Origin of the sequence: Salipiger thiooxidans, from assembly GCF_900102075.1 — a bacterium.
Taxonomy (GTDB): domain Bacteria; phylum Pseudomonadota; class Alphaproteobacteria; order Rhodobacterales; family Rhodobacteraceae; genus Salipiger; species Salipiger thiooxidans.
Genome location: NZ_FNAV01000001.1, coordinates 230,358 through 245,225, shown reverse-complemented (window position 1 = coordinate 245,225; position 14,868 = coordinate 230,358). Strand labels below are relative to the sequence as shown.

Genomic DNA, 14,868 nt, shown 5'->3' with positions numbered 1-14,868 from the left:
GCAGGGGACCCAGCATGGAAAAGTTCGGCAAGAGCCAGGCGATGAAGCGGAGCGAGGACGTGCGGTTCCTCACCGGCCATGGACGCTACGTGGATGACATCGCGCCCGAGGGTGCGCTGCACGCCTACATGTTCCGCTCGCCCGTCGCCCATGCGGTCATCGGCACGCTCGACGTGAGCGCGGCGCGCGAGGCCGAGGGCGTGGCGCTGGTGCTGACCGTGGACGACCTGCTCGCTGCGGGCATGGACGTACGCATGGCCGCGACCGTGGTGCCGAACCGTGACGGCACGCAGGGCGCCGATCCCGAGCGCCCGGTCCTTGCGCGCGGTCGGCTGCGCCACGTCGGCGAGCCGGTGGCGCTGATCGTTGCCGAGACCATGCAGCAGGCCAAGGACGCGGCCGAGCTCATCGAGCTCGACTACGACGAGCTGCCTGCCCACGTGGAGCTTTGCGCCGGTGGCGAGACCATCCACGCCGAGGCGCCGGACAACCGCGCCTTCGACTGGGGCATGGGCGACGAGGCGGCGACCGAGGAGGCCTTTGCCAGGGCCGCGCGGGTGGTGCGGCTCGAGGTCGGCGACAACCGGGTCATCGTGAACGCCATGGAAGGGCGCGGTTGTTTCGCCGAATGGGACGGCTCGCGGATCCACCTGGCCTTCAACGGGCAGGGCGTCTGGGACATGAAGGGCGAGCTGGCGCAGGCCATGGGGCTCGACGAGGCGGACGTGCGCATCACCAACCCCGACGTGGGTGGTGGCTTCGGCATGAAGGCGGCGTCCTACCCCGAGTATTTCTGCGTGGCGCAGGCCGCGCGTGTGCTGGGCCGTCCTGTGCGCTGGTATTCGGAGCGCACCGAGGGGATGCTCTCGGACCACGCCGGGCGCGATCTGGTGACCATGGCCGAGCTGGCCTTCGACGAGGGGCACCGGATCCTCGGCTATCGTATCCACACGATCTGCAACCTCGGGGCCTACAACTCGGGCTTCGGTCAGCCGATCCAGACGCTGCTCTTCGCCAAGGTGCTGACCGGCACCTACGACATCCCGACCGCGTGGATGCGGGTCGAGGGCATCTACACCAACACCACACAGGTCGACGCCTACCGCGGCGCGGGGCGTCCGGAGGCGATCTACGTCATCGAGCGAGTCATGGACCGCGCGGCGCGGGACCTCGGCATCGACCCGATCGAGCTGCGCAAGATCAACTTCGTCAAGGAGTTCCCCTACACCACGGTCACCGGCGAGACCTATGACGTGGGCGATTTCCCGCGGGTGCTCGACCACGCCATCGCGGATGCCGACGTTGCGGGCTTCGCGGCGCGGCGGGCGGCCAGCGAGGCCGAGGGCAAGCTGCGCGGGCTGGGACTGTGCTTCTACATCGAATCCATCCTCGGCGACCCGTCCGAGGGGGTGAAGGTCGAGTTCACCGAGGACGGCGGCGCGCGGATCTACGTGGGCACCCAGTCGAACGGGCAGGGGCACGAGACGGTGTTCGCCAAGTTCCTGAGCGACCACACCGGCATTCCCTTCGACAAGATCGTCTTCGTGCAGGGCGACAGCGACCTGATCGCGCAGGGCGGCGGCACCGGCGGCTCGCGCTCGGTGACGACGCAGGCCAACGTGACGCTCACCGCGGTTGCGGCGATGGTCGAGGGCTTCTCGGCCTTCCTCGCCGAGGAGATGGGGGTGGAGCCCGGCGAGGTGCGCTTCGACGACGAGCGGTTCCGGGCCGAGGGCTCGAACCTGACGCCGACCATGCTCGAGACCGCGGCGCTGGCGCGGGAAAAGGGGCGCGAGGACCTGCTGACCTGGTCGGTGCGCGACAAGATCCAGGCGCGCTCCTATCCCAACGGGGCGCATTTTGCCGAGATTGAGATCGACCGCGAGACCGGCGTGGCGGAGGTGGTGAAATACACCGTCGTCGACGATTTCGGAAACCTCATCAACCCGATGCTGGCCGAGGGGCAGGTCCATGGCGGTGTCGCGCAGGGGCTGGGGCAGGCGCTTTGCGAGCAGACGGTGTTCGACGAGGATGGCCAGCTGCTGTCGGCGACCTTCATGGATTACGCCCTGCCGCGCGCCTATGACATGCCGTGGATCAAGTTCGACGTGGAGCCCGTGCCCTCGACCGGCAACCCGATGGGGATGAAGGGCTGCGGCGAGGCGGGCACCGTCGGTGCGCTCGCGGCGGTGTCGAACGCGGTGCAGGATGCGCTCTGGCCGCTGGGCATCCGGCAGGTCGACATGCCCTTCACGCCGATGCGGCTCTGGAGCCTGCTCGGGGGCGCGAAGCAGGCGGCGGAGTGATCCGCCGCCGCAAGGCGGCTTTTCGTTATGGCGTCAAGATTTTTGTTCACGCTTCCTTGAGGGGGCTTCCAATTGTGTCTTTTGCGCCCATATCCCTATCAGGATCGCGGATACGGAACCTCCGCGAAGCCTTCACTGTCCCTCGTTCCGCACTTGCGCCCAAGGTTTTCCTTGGGCGCTTTTTCTTTGCGCCGGGCTGATCGGGCACCTTTCGGGCCTCCCCTGAATCGCAATAGGGTGGGCGCATGAGATATTCGGATGCCTTCCTGAAAGAGATCCTGCGGCGCACCAGGGTGATCGCCGTCGTGGGCGTGTCGCTGAACCCGGTGCGCCCGAGCTACTACGTGGCGCGCTACCTGAGCCAGCGCGGCTTTCGCGTGATCGGGGTCAACCCGGGCCATGCCGGGGCGCAGCTTTTCGGGGAGACCGTACGCAGCAGTATCGCGGAGCTTCCGCCGGAGGTCGACATGCTCGACCTCTTCCGTCGTTCCGAGGCGGTGGGCCCGCTGGTCGATGAGGCGCTCGAGCACCTGCCGGGGCTGCGGACGGTGTGGATGCAGATCGGGGTCGAGAACGCCGAGGCCGCCGCGCGCGCCGAGTCCCGGGGCATCGACGTTGTGATGAACCGCTGCCCGAAGATCGAGTACCAGCGGCTGCACGGCGAATTGCGCATGGGTGGGTTCAATACCGGGGTGATCTCGTCGAAGCTGTGACGACGCGCGCCGCTCGTCCCCTTCGGGAACATCGCCCCGCCCGCCGTCCCGCAGGGCGCTCGCTGATTCACTTGACCTGGACTGGAAGGTGGGGCTGTACCCTTTCGGGCGGTCCGTCAGCCCTGGCGCGAGGCCTTCTCGGCGATGCCCGACTGCCCCTGGCGGCGCGCCAGTTCGGTCATGACCTCGGCCAGAGACACGTCGCGGGCGCGCAGCATCACGAGCAGGTGGAAGAGCACGTCGGCGGCCTCGGAGGTCAGGCGGTCGCGGTCGCCCCTGGTGGCCTCGATGATGGCCTCGATGGCCTCTTCGCCGAATTTCTCGGCGCATTTCTCGGGGCCCTTGGCGAGCAGCTTCGCGGTCCAGCTCTCGTCGGGCGAGGCGTTGGCGCGGGTGGCGACGATCTGGTCGAGCTCTTCGAGGGTCATGCGGGCCTCACCGGGATGCCGGCGGCGGCCATGTGGGCCTTGGCCTGCTGGATCGAGTATTCGCCGAAGTGGAAGATCGAGGCGGCGAGCACCGCCGAGGCATGGCCCTCGGTCACGCCCTCGACCAGGTGGTCGAGCGTGCCGACGCCGCCGGAGGCGATCACCGGCACGTCCACCGCGTCGGCGATGGCGCGGGTGAGGGGAATATTGAAGCCGGACTTGGTGCCGTCGCGGTCCATCGAGGTCAGCAGGATCTCGCCCGCGCCCTTGGCGGCGACGGTGCGGGCGAACGCCACCGCGTCGATGCCGGTGGGGCGGCGGCCGCCGTGGGTGAAGATCTCCCAGCGGCCGGGTTCGACGGTCTTGGCGTCGATCGCCACCACGATGCATTGCGAGCCGAAATGGTCCGCGGCCTCGGCCACCACGTCGGGATTGGCGACGGCGGCGGAGTTGAAGCTGACCTTGTCGGCACCCGCGAGCAGCAGGGCCCGGACATCCGCCACGGTGCGCACGCCGCCGCCCACGGTGAGCGGGATGAAGCATTGCTCGGCGGTGCGGGTGACCACGTCGAACATGGTGCCGCGGTTTTCGTGGGTGGCGTGGATGTCGAGGAAGGTGATCTCGTCGGCGCCGGCGGCATCGTAGGCGCGGGCGGCATCGACGGGGTCTCCCGCATCGCGCAGGTCGACGAAATTGACGCCCTTGACCACGCGGCCGTCGGCGACATCGAGACAGGGTATGATGCGGGTCTTGAGCATGGCCCGCTTATGGCGCGGAATCCGTGGCTATGGAAGGGGGAATGGGCGTGGCAGGGGGCTCTGCCCCCGCCGCTGCGCGGCTCCCCCGGAGTTTGTCGGGCAAGATGAAGGGACGGACTCGTCGCGATGGTCCAAAGGCGCTATTCGGGCCGGATGGACGAGAGATTCGAGATCTTCCTGGCCTGCGCGCCGGGGCTGGAGACGACGCTGGTGGGCGAGGCCAAGGCCGCGGGCTTCGGGCCGTTGCGGCCGGATGCGGGCGGGGTGGCCTTCGACGGCGGCTGGCCCGACGTCTGGCGTGCCAACCTGGTGCTGCGCGGCGCGGCGCGGGTGCTGGCGCGGATCGGTGGGTTCCCGGCGGTGCATCTCGCGCAGCTCGACAAGCGGGCGCGCAAGTTCCCGTGGGGCGAGGTGCTGCGCCCGGACCAGGGCGTGCGGGTCGAGGCGATCAGCCGGAAGTCCCGGATCTATCACGGCGGCGCCGCCAGGGAGCGGGTCGAACGGGCGATTTCCGAGACGCTGGGCGCGCCGGTCAGCGATGACGGGGTGCGGCTTCTGGTGCGGATCGAGGAGAACCTCGTGAGCTTCTCGGTCGACACTTCGGGCGAGCCGCTGCACCGGCGGGGGCACAAGGAAGAGGTCGGCAAGGCGCCGATGCGCGAGACGCTGGCGGCGATGTTCCTGCGCGAGTGCGGGTACACCGGCGAAGAGCCGGTGATCGACCCGATGTGCGGCTCGGGCACCTTCGTGCTGGAGGCGGCGGAGATCGCCATGGGCCTGTTGCCGGGGCGGACCCGTAGGTTCGATTTCGAGCGTCTGGCGAGCTTCGATGCGGCTGCGTGGGAGGCGATGAAGCGCGGTGCCGCGCGGCGCGAGACCGGGCTGCTGTTCCGGGGGTACGATCGCGACGCGGGGGCGGTGCGCATGGCGGGCGCCAACGCGCAGCGGGCGGGCGTCGACGGCACGGCGGTGTTTGCCTGCCAGCCGGTGAGCGCGCTGGAGCGGCCCGAGGGGGAACCGGGGCTGGTCATCGTGAACCCGCCCTGGGGCGCGCGTATCGGCAAGCCGGGGCCGCTGCACGCGTTGCACCGGAGCCTTGGCGATGTGCTCAAGGAGCGTTTCCGCGGCTGGCGCGTGGGTCTGGTGACGCCGGAGGCGGGGCTGGCGCGCGCGACCGGGCTGCCGTTCCTGCCGCCGGGACCGCCGGTGGCACATGGCTCGCTGAAGATCCGGCTCTATCGCACGAACCCGCTCTAGGCCTTCTTGGCGCGTTGCGGGGGGGCGGCGGAAAGCGGCCCCCGGACGTGTCGCGCGACGAATCGTCTTAAACGGGAGACGCTCTGCGCCTATATTGGGGGCATGAGACGCATCGCTGCCCTGATCCTTTCCACCGCCCTTGTCGCCGGATCCGGCGCGGGCCTGGCTGTCGCACAGGTCGAGGAGGCGCCCGAGACCGAGGCGCCTGCCGAGGAAGACGGGCTGATGAAGCGCGGGGCGGAGATGTTCCTGCGCGGCCTGATGGACGAGCTCGACCCGGCGCTGCGCGGGCTCGAGGATCTTGCCGGCGAGATGCAGCCGGCGCTGCGCAGCTTCGCCAAGGAGATGGGGCCGGCCCTGCACGAGCTCATGGGGAAGGTGCGGGACTGGTCGGACTACCATCCGCCAGAGATGCTGCCCAATGGCGACATCATCCTGCGCAAGCGGTTGCCGGGCGAGGAGGAGGAGGAAGAGGCGCCGTCGCCCTTCGACAGCCCCTCCGACGGGTCCGAGATCGAACTCTAGCGTCGCCGCACGACCGGCCTCAGGCCGGTGCCAGTTCCACCCGGACCTCTTCCGCGTCCAGCGCCCGCGCCAGAGAGTTGAACCGGGCCTCGGCCACCTCGCCGTAGAGCGGGGCCGCCTCGGCGGTCAGGTTAAGCACGAGGCTGCGCGTCTCGGGGTTCCAGTCGAGATCCGCCCCGTCTTCCTTCTTGGCGTCGGACATCCACAGCATTGAGCCGAAGCGCATCGCCTTGCCGAGCACCTCGGCCTCGCGCTGTTCCGCCTCGTCGATGAGCGAGTAGAAATCCTCGAACCCGGTGCCCTCGCGCTTGTTCTTGTAGCGGTGCAGCAGGGCGAGCCCGAGGAACACCCGCTCGGGGTGGCCGAGCCCGCCGAGGTTGGCGCGGGTGGCGTTGTCGAAGCAGGTCTGCGCCCGGTAGTCCGGGTGGGCGCGCCAGCTGACGTCGTGCAGCAGGCAGGCGGCCTTGACGAGGCGCAGCCGGGCCTCGCCGGACGTCGCGAAGAGCGGCAGCACGAACTTGTAAAGCGTCTTGCCGAAGCCGGGCAGGCGGGCGTCCTTGGCCTCGGAGAAGCGGCAGGCCTCGACCAGCGGATCGCGGTCGCGCAGCATCTGCGGCATCTGCTCGTAGAGCAGGCCCTCGCGGATCCCGTAGGAGGAGATGGCGATCTCGGACGGCTGGTAGGTCTCGAGCAGCACGCCCAGCACCTCGGAGGCGTAGGGCACGAGGCTCATGCGGGCGGCGGAAATCGAGCAGGCGTTGCGCAGGGTCTCGAGATCGGCGCGTTCGATGAACTTCAGCGTTTCCTCGACCGCGGCGGTGTCCATGCGGTACTCGTGGAGGACGTGAAGCGGGTAGTTGCGCCGCTCCATGTCGATGCGCGCGATGGCGCGCCACGAGCCGCCGACGAGGAACAGGCGCGAGCCGGTGGTGTCGATCTTCTCGGTGAGCTTGGCCATGCTCTTGCGGATGTGCTTCTCGCGGGCCTTCTTGCCGCCCTCGAGATCCTTGAAGCGCAGCGGTCCCAGCGGAGAGGTCACCCGCCGCCCGACCTGGCCGTCGGAGAGCTCGGCCAGCTCCATCGACGAGCCGCCGATGTCGCAGATCAGGCCGTTGGCGCCGGGCCAGCCCAGCAGCACGCCCTGCGCCGAGAGCCGGGCCTCTTCCTCGCCGTCGATGACCCAGACCTTGAGCCCGGTCTTCTGCTCGATCTCGGCGCGGAAGGCGGGGCCGTCCTCGGCCTCGCGCATTGCGGCGGTCGCGACGGTGGTCAGCGGCGGCAGGTCCATGCCGCGGGCGAGCGTGTTGAACCGCGCCAGCGCGGCAAGGGCACGTTCCTTGCCCTCGGGGTTCAGGCGCCCGGTCTCGGGCATGCCCGCGCCGAGGCCGCACATGATCTTTTCATTGTAGAAATACGCCGGGCTGCGCGCCGCGCCGTCGAAGACCACCAACCGAACCGAATTCGATCCGATGTCCACGACTCCGACGCGCGACAAGCGCCGCGCCTGCGGATCGTCGAAGAGCGGGCGCCCGAACGGGCCCCAGTCGCTCTGGGCGGAGTCGCCTTGTCCGTCCATGTGCTTCCTCGGCTTTTCTGCGCGACTCCTCTACCACGCGAACCCAGTCGGGCGAAAGTGCTTCCGATGGGGTTCCGCCAGAGCTTCCGCCGCGTCGGCTGCTGCGTCAGCGGAAGAGGCCTAGAAGCGCCCGTGGCGAGCCATTGGCAATCGACAGTGCCTGAATGGCAAGCTGTTGCTGCACCTGGAGGACCTGAAGCCGTGCCGAGCTTTCCTCGAGATCCGCGTCCACGAGTGTGCCGATACCGGCCCGCATCGCGTCGGTGAGCTTGCCGTTGAAGGCGGTCTGGGTCTCGAGCCGATTCTGGTCCGAGCCGAAACCGGCGGCGGCATCGGTGGCGGTGGTGAGCAGCCCTTCGATCTGGCTGAGCGCGTCGGAGGCGCCGCTGGTGGTGGTGACGTCGAAGCCCGAGAGCAGCTCGAGCCCGCCGCCGACGGTGTTGCCGGCGTCCGCGGTCAGGGTGTTGAGGCTCATGGCGATGGTGTCGGTGCCGTCGGTGACGCCGGAGCTTATGCTGATGGAACTGCCCGAGGCGGTCATCGAGAGCACCGATTCGTCGATGTCGTTCTGCGCGGCGTAACTCTCGAACCGGCGCACGAGCTGTGTCATGACGTCCGAGGTCGTGTCGCCGTCGCGCGCCACGTAGAAGATCGGCGCGTTGGTCATCTCGGCGCGGGTCTCGCTGGCGGCGGTGGTGAAGCGCAGGTCGGCCTGGGTGAAGGTCGAATCATCCGCGTCGGTGCCGAAGATGTTGAGCGAGAAGGCCATGCCCGCAGTGACCGTCACGGCGCTGGCATTGAGCGTGCCGGACTGAGTGGCGTTAAGCGTGGCGCTGGCGACGGCGGCGACATAGGTCCCGCCCGAGGCCGAGATGGCCCCCGCGCCCTGGCCGAGATCGCGCTTGGTGATGGCGATGTCGACGCCGCGGACCCCGGAGGCGTCGCGCTGCAGGAAGCCGAGCACCGCCTCGCTGCCGCTGCCCTCGGTGGCCTCGGTGTTCTGCAGGAGGTTCATGCCGTTGAACTGCGCCGCACCGACCACGGCGGCGATCTGGTCGCGCAGTGCGCCGATGTTCGCCTGGATCTTGCTGCGGTCGACGTTCTCGCCCTGCGCGGTGACCACGTGGCCCTTAATCTTGGTGAGCAGGTCGGTGATCGTTTCTGCCGCGTTGCGCGCCACGCTCAGGGTCGAGCCTCCGAGCGCGAGGCTGTCCGAGACCTTGCGGTAGCCGAGCACGTCGGCCTCCATGGTCTTGGCGATGGCCCAGACGGCGGCGTTGTCGTCGGCCCCGGCGACCTTGCGCCCGGTCGAGATCTCGCTCTGCACGTCGGCGATGTTGGAATTGATGGACTGAAGCGTCATCAGCGCGATCGACGCGCTGTCGTTTGTGAGGATGCTGGACATGGGTCTGCCTGTTCGGGGAGGGACGCGCCGTTCGCGCGGTCGGCCCCGGACTCGAGGGGCATCCGATCCGGCGATTCAGCCGGTCCGCGGGACCGTATCGAATTCGGGATACAGCACGGCCCGCGCCACTTGCCCCCAAGTGCGACCTAGACTCTTGCCAATTCGGGGTTGCGAACCGCTTAAGTGACCGGGGCGCTGCCGCGGTCATTTCGTGGCGGTTTCTGGGCGCCAGCCGGTGGCTGCGGAAGCAAATCCCGGGCTGCGAGGGGCCCGGGACGCAAGGATCAGTCCTCGCTGTGCGTGAGGCTGGGCACGTCGCTGGCGCCGGCCGAACCGCGGCCCGACAGCGACGGGTTCTCCATGAAGAAGCGGTGACAGCTGAAGGGGGTCGCATCCTCGGGCACCGGGTGCCGGGTGAACTTGCCCGAGGGCTCCATGACCCAGCTCTGCATGTTGTCGGCGAGATTCGCTGCCATCACCTGGCTGACGATCTGCGCCTTGACCGTGGGGTTCTCGATTTCGACGCCGGTTTCGACCCGGCGGTTGAGGTTGCGCCCCATCCAGTCGGCGGAGGAGATGAACACCCGCGCCTTCTTGTGCGGCAGCCCGTGGCCGTTGCCGAAGCAGATGATCCGCGAGTGTTCGAGGAAGCGGCCGATGATGGACTTCACCCGGATGTTCTCGGACAGGCCCTTCACGCCGGGCTTGAGGCCGCAGATGCCGCGGATCACGCAGTCGATCTCGACGCCCGCCTGGCTGGCGGCATAGAGCGCATCGATCATGTCGGGCTCGATGAGCGAGTTCATCTTGAGCCAGATCTTCGCGGGACGGCCGGCACGGGCGTGCTCGGCCTCGGCGGCGATCAGCTCGAGCATCTTCGGCTTCAGCGAATGCGGCGAGATCACCAGCTTCTCGAGCCCTTCCGGCTGGGCGTAGCCCGAGAGGTAATTGAAGATCTTCGCGGCGTCGCGGCCAAGCGCGGCATCGCAGGTGAAGAACGACAGGTCGGTGTAGATCTTCGCGGTGATCGGGTGGTAATTGCCGGTGCCCCAGTGGGTGTAGGTCACCAGCTTGTCGCCCTCGCGGCGCACCACCTGGCTGATCTTGGCGTGGGTCTTCCAGTCGAGGAAGCCATAGACCACGTGGGCGCCCGAACGCTCCAGCCGCCGCGACTGGCGGATGTTGGCAGCCTCGTCGAAGCGCGCCTTGAGCTCGACCAGCGCGGTGACCGACTTGCCTTCCTCGGCAGCCTCGCAAAGCGCCTCGACGATGGGCGAGTTGCGCGAGGTGCGGTAGAGCGTCTGCTTGATCGCCACGACGTTGGGATCCAGTGCCGCCTGCTGCAGGAAGCGCACCACCATGTCGAAGGTCTCGTAGGGGTGGTGCAGCAGCATGTCCTTCTGCGCGATGGCCGCGAACATGTTGCCCTCGTGGTCCTGCACCCGCTCGGGCACGCGCGGCGTGAACGTGGGCCAGAGCAGGTCGGGACGGTTGTCGAGCACCAGCTCCTTGAGGTCGGCAATGCCGATCATGCCGTCTAGCTCGATGACCTCGTCGTCCTGCACGTGCAGCTCGCGCTGCACGATGTCGCGCAGGCCCTGCGGCGCGCCGGTGGTGACGGTGAGGCGCACGACCTCGCCCCGGCGGCGGCGCTTCAGCGCCACCTCGAACTCGCGCACGAGATCCTCGGCCTCTTCCTCGACTTCGAGGTCGCTGTCGCGCAGCACGCGGAAGCCGAAGTGATCCTTGATCCGGTAGCCGGGGAACAGGCTCTCGATGTGCAGCAGCAGCACGTGCTCGAGGTAGATGAAGCGGTTCTGGCCGTCGGGGGCGGGCAGCGCCATGAAGCGGGCGACCTGGTGCGGGATCGGCAGCAGCGCGTTGCGCGAGCGGCGGTCCTTCTTGCGCTCCAGCGTTATCGCGAGACAGTAGCCCATGTTGGCGATGAAGGGGAACGGGTGCGCCGGGTCGATGGCCAGCGGCGACAGCACCGGAAAGACCTGGCTCAGGAACTCGGTCTCGACGTGGGCGCGGTCCTCGTCGGTAAGCTCGGCCGTGGGCACGATGTCGATGCCGGCGGCGGCCATCTCGGCCTCGAGCGTGTGCAGCACCTTCTGCTGGTGCGCCATCAGGCGGCGGGCGTCCTCGTTGATCAGCACGAGCTGTTCGGCCGGGGTCAGCCCGTCGGCGGCCGGGTTGGTGTTGCCGGCATGGGCCAGCTCGCGCAGACCGGCGACGCGCACGGTGTAGAACTCGTCGAGGTTGGTCGCCGAGATCGACAGGAAGCGCAGCCGCTCGAGCAGGGGCACCCGCGGGTTCTCGGCTTCTTCGAGGACGCGCCAGTTGAACCCCAGCCAGCTGAGTTCGCGGTTGTAGAAACGGCCGGGGCCGGTGAGGTCGACCTCCGCGAGCTCGCTCGGCGCGGGCATCGGGGCCTTGAGGAAATCTGCAATGCTCATGAGGGGCTTATGCGCTAAGGGTTGAAACAGATTCGTGACGGTCGGCGAGGCTCATTCTGGCAAGTTGGGCGGGGGCGGTTCAAGTCGCGACAGGACCTCGCGCGCAAGTGCCCGGGTGATGCCCTTGGGCCGCGTCATGGCATGGGCGTCGAGCGCCGACACCAGCTCGCGCGCCATCGCGAAGCTGCGTGGCATGTGCCGCACGAGATAGGGGATGACGTCAGGCGCGGGCACGCATTGCCGGTCGGCCAGCAGCTTGGCCAGCACCGCCGACAGCAGCGTGTCGTCCGGGTTGGGCAGGGTGGCGGTCTGGGTGCCCTCCATCCGGCTCTTGAGGTCGGGAATCACCAGCGGCCAGAGCGCCGGCGGTGTCTGCGCCGTCACCATCAGCGGCTGGCCCTGCGCCAGCGTGAGGTTGTGCAGGTGAAAGAGCGCCTCCTCGGCGGGGCGGTCCCCGGCGATCGCGGGCACGTCCTCGACGCAGAGCGGCCCGTTGGCCAGCGCCGGAATGTCGGCGGTCTCGAGCCCTTTGGCGGGGACGATCACGGCGCCGGTCTCGGCCGCCCAGACGTGCGCGAGGTGGGTCTTGCCGGCGCCATGCGGGCCCACCAGCACCAGCTTGCGATTCGGCCAGTTGCGCCAGTCGTCCATGAGCGCCACCGCCAGGCCGTTCGAGCGGCTGACGAAATAGTCCTCACGCCCCAGCGCGGGGCGGACCGGCAGGGGAAGGGGAAGCTGGTCCGGTCCGGTCATTCGCCGATATGGTCCCCGTCGGACAGCCCGCGATAGAGCTTGCTGTCGGTGTACTGGCCCACGAGGAAACGCATGATGACGCCGAGCGACGCAGCCAGCGGCACCGCCACCAGCATGCCGATGAAGCCGAAGAGCGAGCCGAACACCGACAGCGCGAGGATCAGCCACACCGGGTGCAGCCCGACGGATTCGCCCACCAGCTTCGGTGTCAGGAAATTGCCCTCGAGGAACTGGCCGAAGAAGAAGATCCCGGCCACCACCGCGATCCAGACCCAGTCGCCCCAGAACTGGAACAGCGCCAGCCCGATGGCCAGCGCGCCGCCGACGATGGCGCCGACATAGGGGATGAAGGTGAGCATGCCCGCAACCACGCCGACGACGAGGCCGAAGTTCAGCCCCACCAGCCACAGCGTAACGGCGTAGTAGGTGCCGAGAATCAGGCAGACCGAGCCCATGCCGCGGATGAAGCCCGCCAGCGTCGCGTCGATCTCGCGGGCGAGGCCGCGGATCACCGGGGCGTGGTCGCGCGGCAGCAGCTCGTCCACGCGGGCCACCATGTTGTCCCAGTCGAGCAGCATGTAGACCGCCACCACCGGCACGATGACGAAGAGCAGCAGGATGTTGAGCAGCGACATCGCCGAGGTCAGCACCGTATCGAAGAGCTGCGCGCCGCGCTCCTTGATGGTCTCGCCGATCGAGACCAGCGTCTCGCGCACCGGGCTGCCCTCGACCATGATCGAGGGGAAATGCGTGGTCAGGAAGCTCTGGAGTTGGCGGAAGAGCTCGGGCGCGGTGTCGATGAGCTGGCTGGTCTGCCGCGCCAGCGCCGGCGCCACCGCAAGCGCGAGGATGACGAAGAGCACCACGGCACCGATGGTGATGGTGCCCGTGGCCATGGCGCGGCTCATGCCCGCCCGCTCGAGACGGTCGGCGACCGGGTCGAGGAAATAGGCGATCGCGCCGCCAAGCACGAAGGGCAGCAGCACGTCGCCCAGGAACCACAGCACCACCGCAAAGGCGATGGCCGCGATGCCCCAGTATTTCAGCTGTGCGCGCACCGGCAACGCCATCTCCTGCCTTTCGCGTAGGACCCTGTCCCTTCATCGCGTGTCGCAGCAGCGGTTGCAAGGCTGTGAACGCCTTGCAGGGCGTGGTCGTGGCCGGTTTGCGCAGTGGCCCCGGCGCGGCCTCCGCCGCCGGCGGGGCAGGGCAACGGCGTGCGCGCCGTCACACATGCGGCTCTTGCTCTTGCGCGGCCCATCGCATAGGCCGTTCCGGACCTGATTTCTACCGGGAGGCCCGCCCTGATGCGCCTGAGCCGCTACTTCCTGCCCGTTCTCAAGGAGACGCCCGCCGAGGCGCAGATCGTCTCGCACCGCTACATGCTGCGCGCCGGCATGATCAAGCAGGCGAGCGCCGGGATCTACTCCTGGCTGCCGATGGGCTTCAAGGTTCTCCGCAAGATCGAGAACATCATCCACGAGGAGCAGCAGCGCGCGGGCCACATCCCGATGCTGATGCCGACGATCCAGTCCGCCGATCTGTGGCGCGAGTCCGGCCGCTACGACGCCTACGGCGCCGAGATGCTGCGCATCACCGACCGCCACGACCGCGAGATGCTGTTCACGCCGACCGCCGAAGAGCTGATTACCGACATCTTCCGCGCCAACGTCTCGTCCTACCGCGACCTGCCGCTGACTATGTACCAAATCCAGTGGAAGTTCCGCGACGAGATCCGCCCGCGCTTCGGCGTGATGCGCGGGCGCGAATTCCTGATGAAGGACGGCTACAACTTCGACCTCACCAAGGAAGACGCGCTGCACGCCTACAACCGGCACCTCGTCTCGTACCTGCGCACCTATGAGCGTATGGGCCTGCAGGCGATCCCGATGCGCGCCGACAGCGGCCCCATCGGCGGCGACGACACGCACGAGTTCCTGGTGCTGGCAGAAACCGGCGAGTCCGAGGTGTTCTACGACAGCCAGATCACCGACCTGAAGTTCGGCGACCGCGAGATCGACTATGATTCGCGCGAGCAGTGTCAGGCGGTGCTTGAGGAATTCACCTCGCGTTATGCCCGCACCGACGAGACCCACGACGAGGCGGTCTTCAACCAGGTCCCCGAAGAGCGCCGCCGCGTGGCGCGCGGCATCGAGGTCGGCCAGATCTTCTACTTCGGCACCAAGTATTCCGAGCCGCTGGGCGCCACCGTGGCGGATGCGGACGGCAACCAGGTGCCGGTGCACATGGGCTCGCACGGCATCGGCGTCTCGCGCCTGCTGGGCGCGATCATCGAGGCCAGCCACGACGACAAGGGCATCATCTGGCCCGAGGGCGTGACCCCGTTCCATTGCGGGATCGTCAACCTCAAGACCGGTGACGCCGAGGCCGATGCCGCCTGCGAGAAGATCCACGCGGCGCTGATCGCGCTGGGGCTGGACCCGCTCTACGACGACACCACCGAGCGCGCCGGCGCCAAGTTCGCCACCATGGACCTGATCGGCCTGCCGTGGCGCATCACCGTGGGCCCGCGCGGGCTCAAGAACGGCGTGGTCGAGCTGACCTCGCGCCGCACCGGCGAGAGCGAAGAGATGCCGCCCGAGGCGGCCGTCGCGAAGATCGCGGAGATCTACGGCGTCGCGGCGGCCTGACAGGCCCCGCGATTCGCGCTAGACTGTCCCCTGTCGG

The 14,868-nt window shown here is 68.4% G+C and carries 12 protein-coding genes; 5 read left to right on the top strand and 7 right to left on the bottom strand.

Going from position 1 to position 14,868, the window contains the following annotated elements; translation table 11 throughout:
* The first annotated feature begins 14 nt into the window (after positions 1 to 14).
* Positions 15 to 2,306: a xanthine dehydrogenase family protein molybdopterin-binding subunit gene (locus BLQ77_RS01150; RefSeq protein WP_089954403.1), complete on the top strand. Its 2,292-nt coding sequence runs from the start codon at positions 15 to 17 to the stop codon at positions 2,304 to 2,306.
* Between the two features lie 245 nt (positions 2,307 to 2,551).
* Complete coding sequence (locus BLQ77_RS01145; protein WP_089954400.1) at positions 2,552 to 3,019, top strand: CoA-binding protein; 468 nt, start codon at positions 2,552 to 2,554, stop codon at positions 3,017 to 3,019.
* Between the two features lie 116 nt (positions 3,020 to 3,135).
* Here the strand turns inward: BLQ77_RS01145 and BLQ77_RS01140 are convergent, their stop codons facing one another.
* Both BLQ77_RS01140 and hisF read right to left on the bottom strand, forming a co-directional pair.
* Positions 3,136 to 3,447, bottom strand: coding sequence for a phosphoribosyl-ATP diphosphatase (locus BLQ77_RS01140; RefSeq protein ID WP_089954397.1), 312 nt, complete (start codon positions 3,445 to 3,447; stop codon positions 3,136 to 3,138).
* On the bottom strand, positions 3,444 to 4,205 hold the full coding sequence (gene hisF / locus BLQ77_RS01135) for an imidazole glycerol phosphate synthase subunit HisF (RefSeq protein WP_008883564.1): 762 nt from the start codon (positions 4,203 to 4,205) through the stop codon (positions 3,444 to 3,446). The genes BLQ77_RS01140 and hisF overlap by 4 nt, the downstream gene beginning before the upstream one ends.
* Before the next feature lie 153 nt (positions 4,206 to 4,358).
* Here hisF and BLQ77_RS01130 point away from each other — a divergent pair, with 153 nt between their 5' ends.
* Together BLQ77_RS01130 and BLQ77_RS01125 are read left to right on the top strand one after the other, a co-directional pair.
* Positions 4,359 to 5,462, top strand: coding sequence for a THUMP domain-containing class I SAM-dependent RNA methyltransferase (locus BLQ77_RS01130; protein ID WP_089954826.1), 1,104 nt, complete (start codon positions 4,359 to 4,361; stop codon positions 5,460 to 5,462).
* 102 nt (positions 5,463 to 5,564) lie between these two features.
* Positions 5,565 to 5,987 (top strand): hypothetical protein, encoded by a 423-nt coding sequence (locus BLQ77_RS01125; protein WP_089954395.1) that lies wholly within the window; start codon positions 5,565 to 5,567, stop codon positions 5,985 to 5,987.
* A 19-nt stretch (positions 5,988 to 6,006) separates the two neighbouring features.
* On the opposite strand, the gene BLQ77_RS01120 is transcribed toward BLQ77_RS01125, so the two are convergent.
* The 5 genes from BLQ77_RS01120 to BLQ77_RS01100 form a co-directional block, all read right to left on the bottom strand.
* Positions 6,007 to 7,563, bottom strand: coding sequence for a Ppx/GppA family phosphatase (locus tag BLQ77_RS01120; RefSeq protein WP_008884392.1), 1,557 nt, complete (start codon positions 7,561 to 7,563; stop codon positions 6,007 to 6,009).
* Between the two features lie 106 nt (positions 7,564 to 7,669).
* A complete protein-coding gene (locus BLQ77_RS01115) occupies positions 7,670 to 8,968 on the bottom strand; it encodes a flagellin N-terminal helical domain-containing protein (RefSeq protein WP_089954392.1) in 1,299 nt (432 codons plus the stop codon).
* Between the two features lie 284 nt (positions 8,969 to 9,252).
* Complete coding sequence (locus BLQ77_RS01110) at positions 9,253 to 11,427, bottom strand: RNA degradosome polyphosphate kinase (RefSeq protein ID WP_008886243.1); 2,175 nt, start codon at positions 11,425 to 11,427, stop codon at positions 9,253 to 9,255.
* Positions 11,428 to 11,478: 51 nt separating this feature from the next.
* Positions 11,479 to 12,180, bottom strand: a complete 702-nt coding sequence (locus BLQ77_RS01105; RefSeq protein WP_008884042.1) for a P-loop NTPase family protein — start codon at positions 12,178 to 12,180, stop codon at positions 11,479 to 11,481.
* Complete coding sequence (locus tag BLQ77_RS01100) at positions 12,177 to 13,250, bottom strand: AI-2E family transporter (protein ID WP_040383858.1); 1,074 nt, start codon at positions 13,248 to 13,250, stop codon at positions 12,177 to 12,179. Before BLQ77_RS01100 ends, BLQ77_RS01105 begins: the two co-directional genes overlap by 4 nt.
* Positions 13,251 to 13,487: 237 nt before the next feature.
* Here BLQ77_RS01100 and proS point away from each other — a divergent pair, with 237 nt between their 5' ends.
* Entirely contained in the window at positions 13,488 to 14,831 is a 1,344-nt protein-coding gene (gene proS / locus BLQ77_RS01095) for a proline--tRNA ligase (RefSeq protein WP_089954389.1), read from the top strand.
* The last annotated feature ends 37 nt before the right edge of the window (positions 14,832 to 14,868 follow it).

Coding starts and splice junctions, on each gene's coding strand:
- BLQ77_RS01150 (WP_089954403.1), top strand. CDS start 15: ATGGAAAAGTTCGGCAAGAGCCAGGCGATGAAGCGGAGCGAGGACGTG.
- BLQ77_RS01145 (WP_089954400.1), top strand. CDS start 2,552: ATGAGATATTCGGATGCCTTCCTGAAAGAGATCCTGCGGCGCACCAGG.
- BLQ77_RS01140 (WP_089954397.1), bottom strand. CDS start 3,447: ATGACCCTCGAAGAGCTCGACCAGATCGTCGCCACCCGCGCCAACGCC.
- hisF (WP_008883564.1), bottom strand. CDS start 4,205: ATGCTCAAGACCCGCATCATACCCTGTCTCGATGTCGCCGACGGCCGC.
- BLQ77_RS01130 (WP_089954826.1), top strand. CDS start 4,359: ATGGACGAGAGATTCGAGATCTTCCTGGCCTGCGCGCCGGGGCTGGAG.
- BLQ77_RS01125 (WP_089954395.1), top strand. CDS start 5,565: ATGAGACGCATCGCTGCCCTGATCCTTTCCACCGCCCTTGTCGCCGGA.
- BLQ77_RS01120 (WP_008884392.1), bottom strand. CDS start 7,563: ATGGACGGACAAGGCGACTCCGCCCAGAGCGACTGGGGCCCGTTCGGG.
- BLQ77_RS01115 (WP_089954392.1), bottom strand. CDS start 8,968: ATGTCCAGCATCCTCACAAACGACAGCGCGTCGATCGCGCTGATGACG.
- BLQ77_RS01110 (WP_008886243.1), bottom strand. CDS start 11,427: ATGAGCATTGCAGATTTCCTCAAGGCCCCGATGCCCGCGCCGAGCGAG.
- BLQ77_RS01105 (WP_008884042.1), bottom strand. CDS start 12,180: ATGACCGGACCGGACCAGCTTCCCCTTCCCCTGCCGGTCCGCCCCGCG.
- BLQ77_RS01100 (WP_040383858.1), bottom strand. CDS start 13,250: ATGGCGTTGCCGGTGCGCGCACAGCTGAAATACTGGGGCATCGCGGCC.
- proS (WP_089954389.1), top strand. CDS start 13,488: ATGCGCCTGAGCCGCTACTTCCTGCCCGTTCTCAAGGAGACGCCCGCC.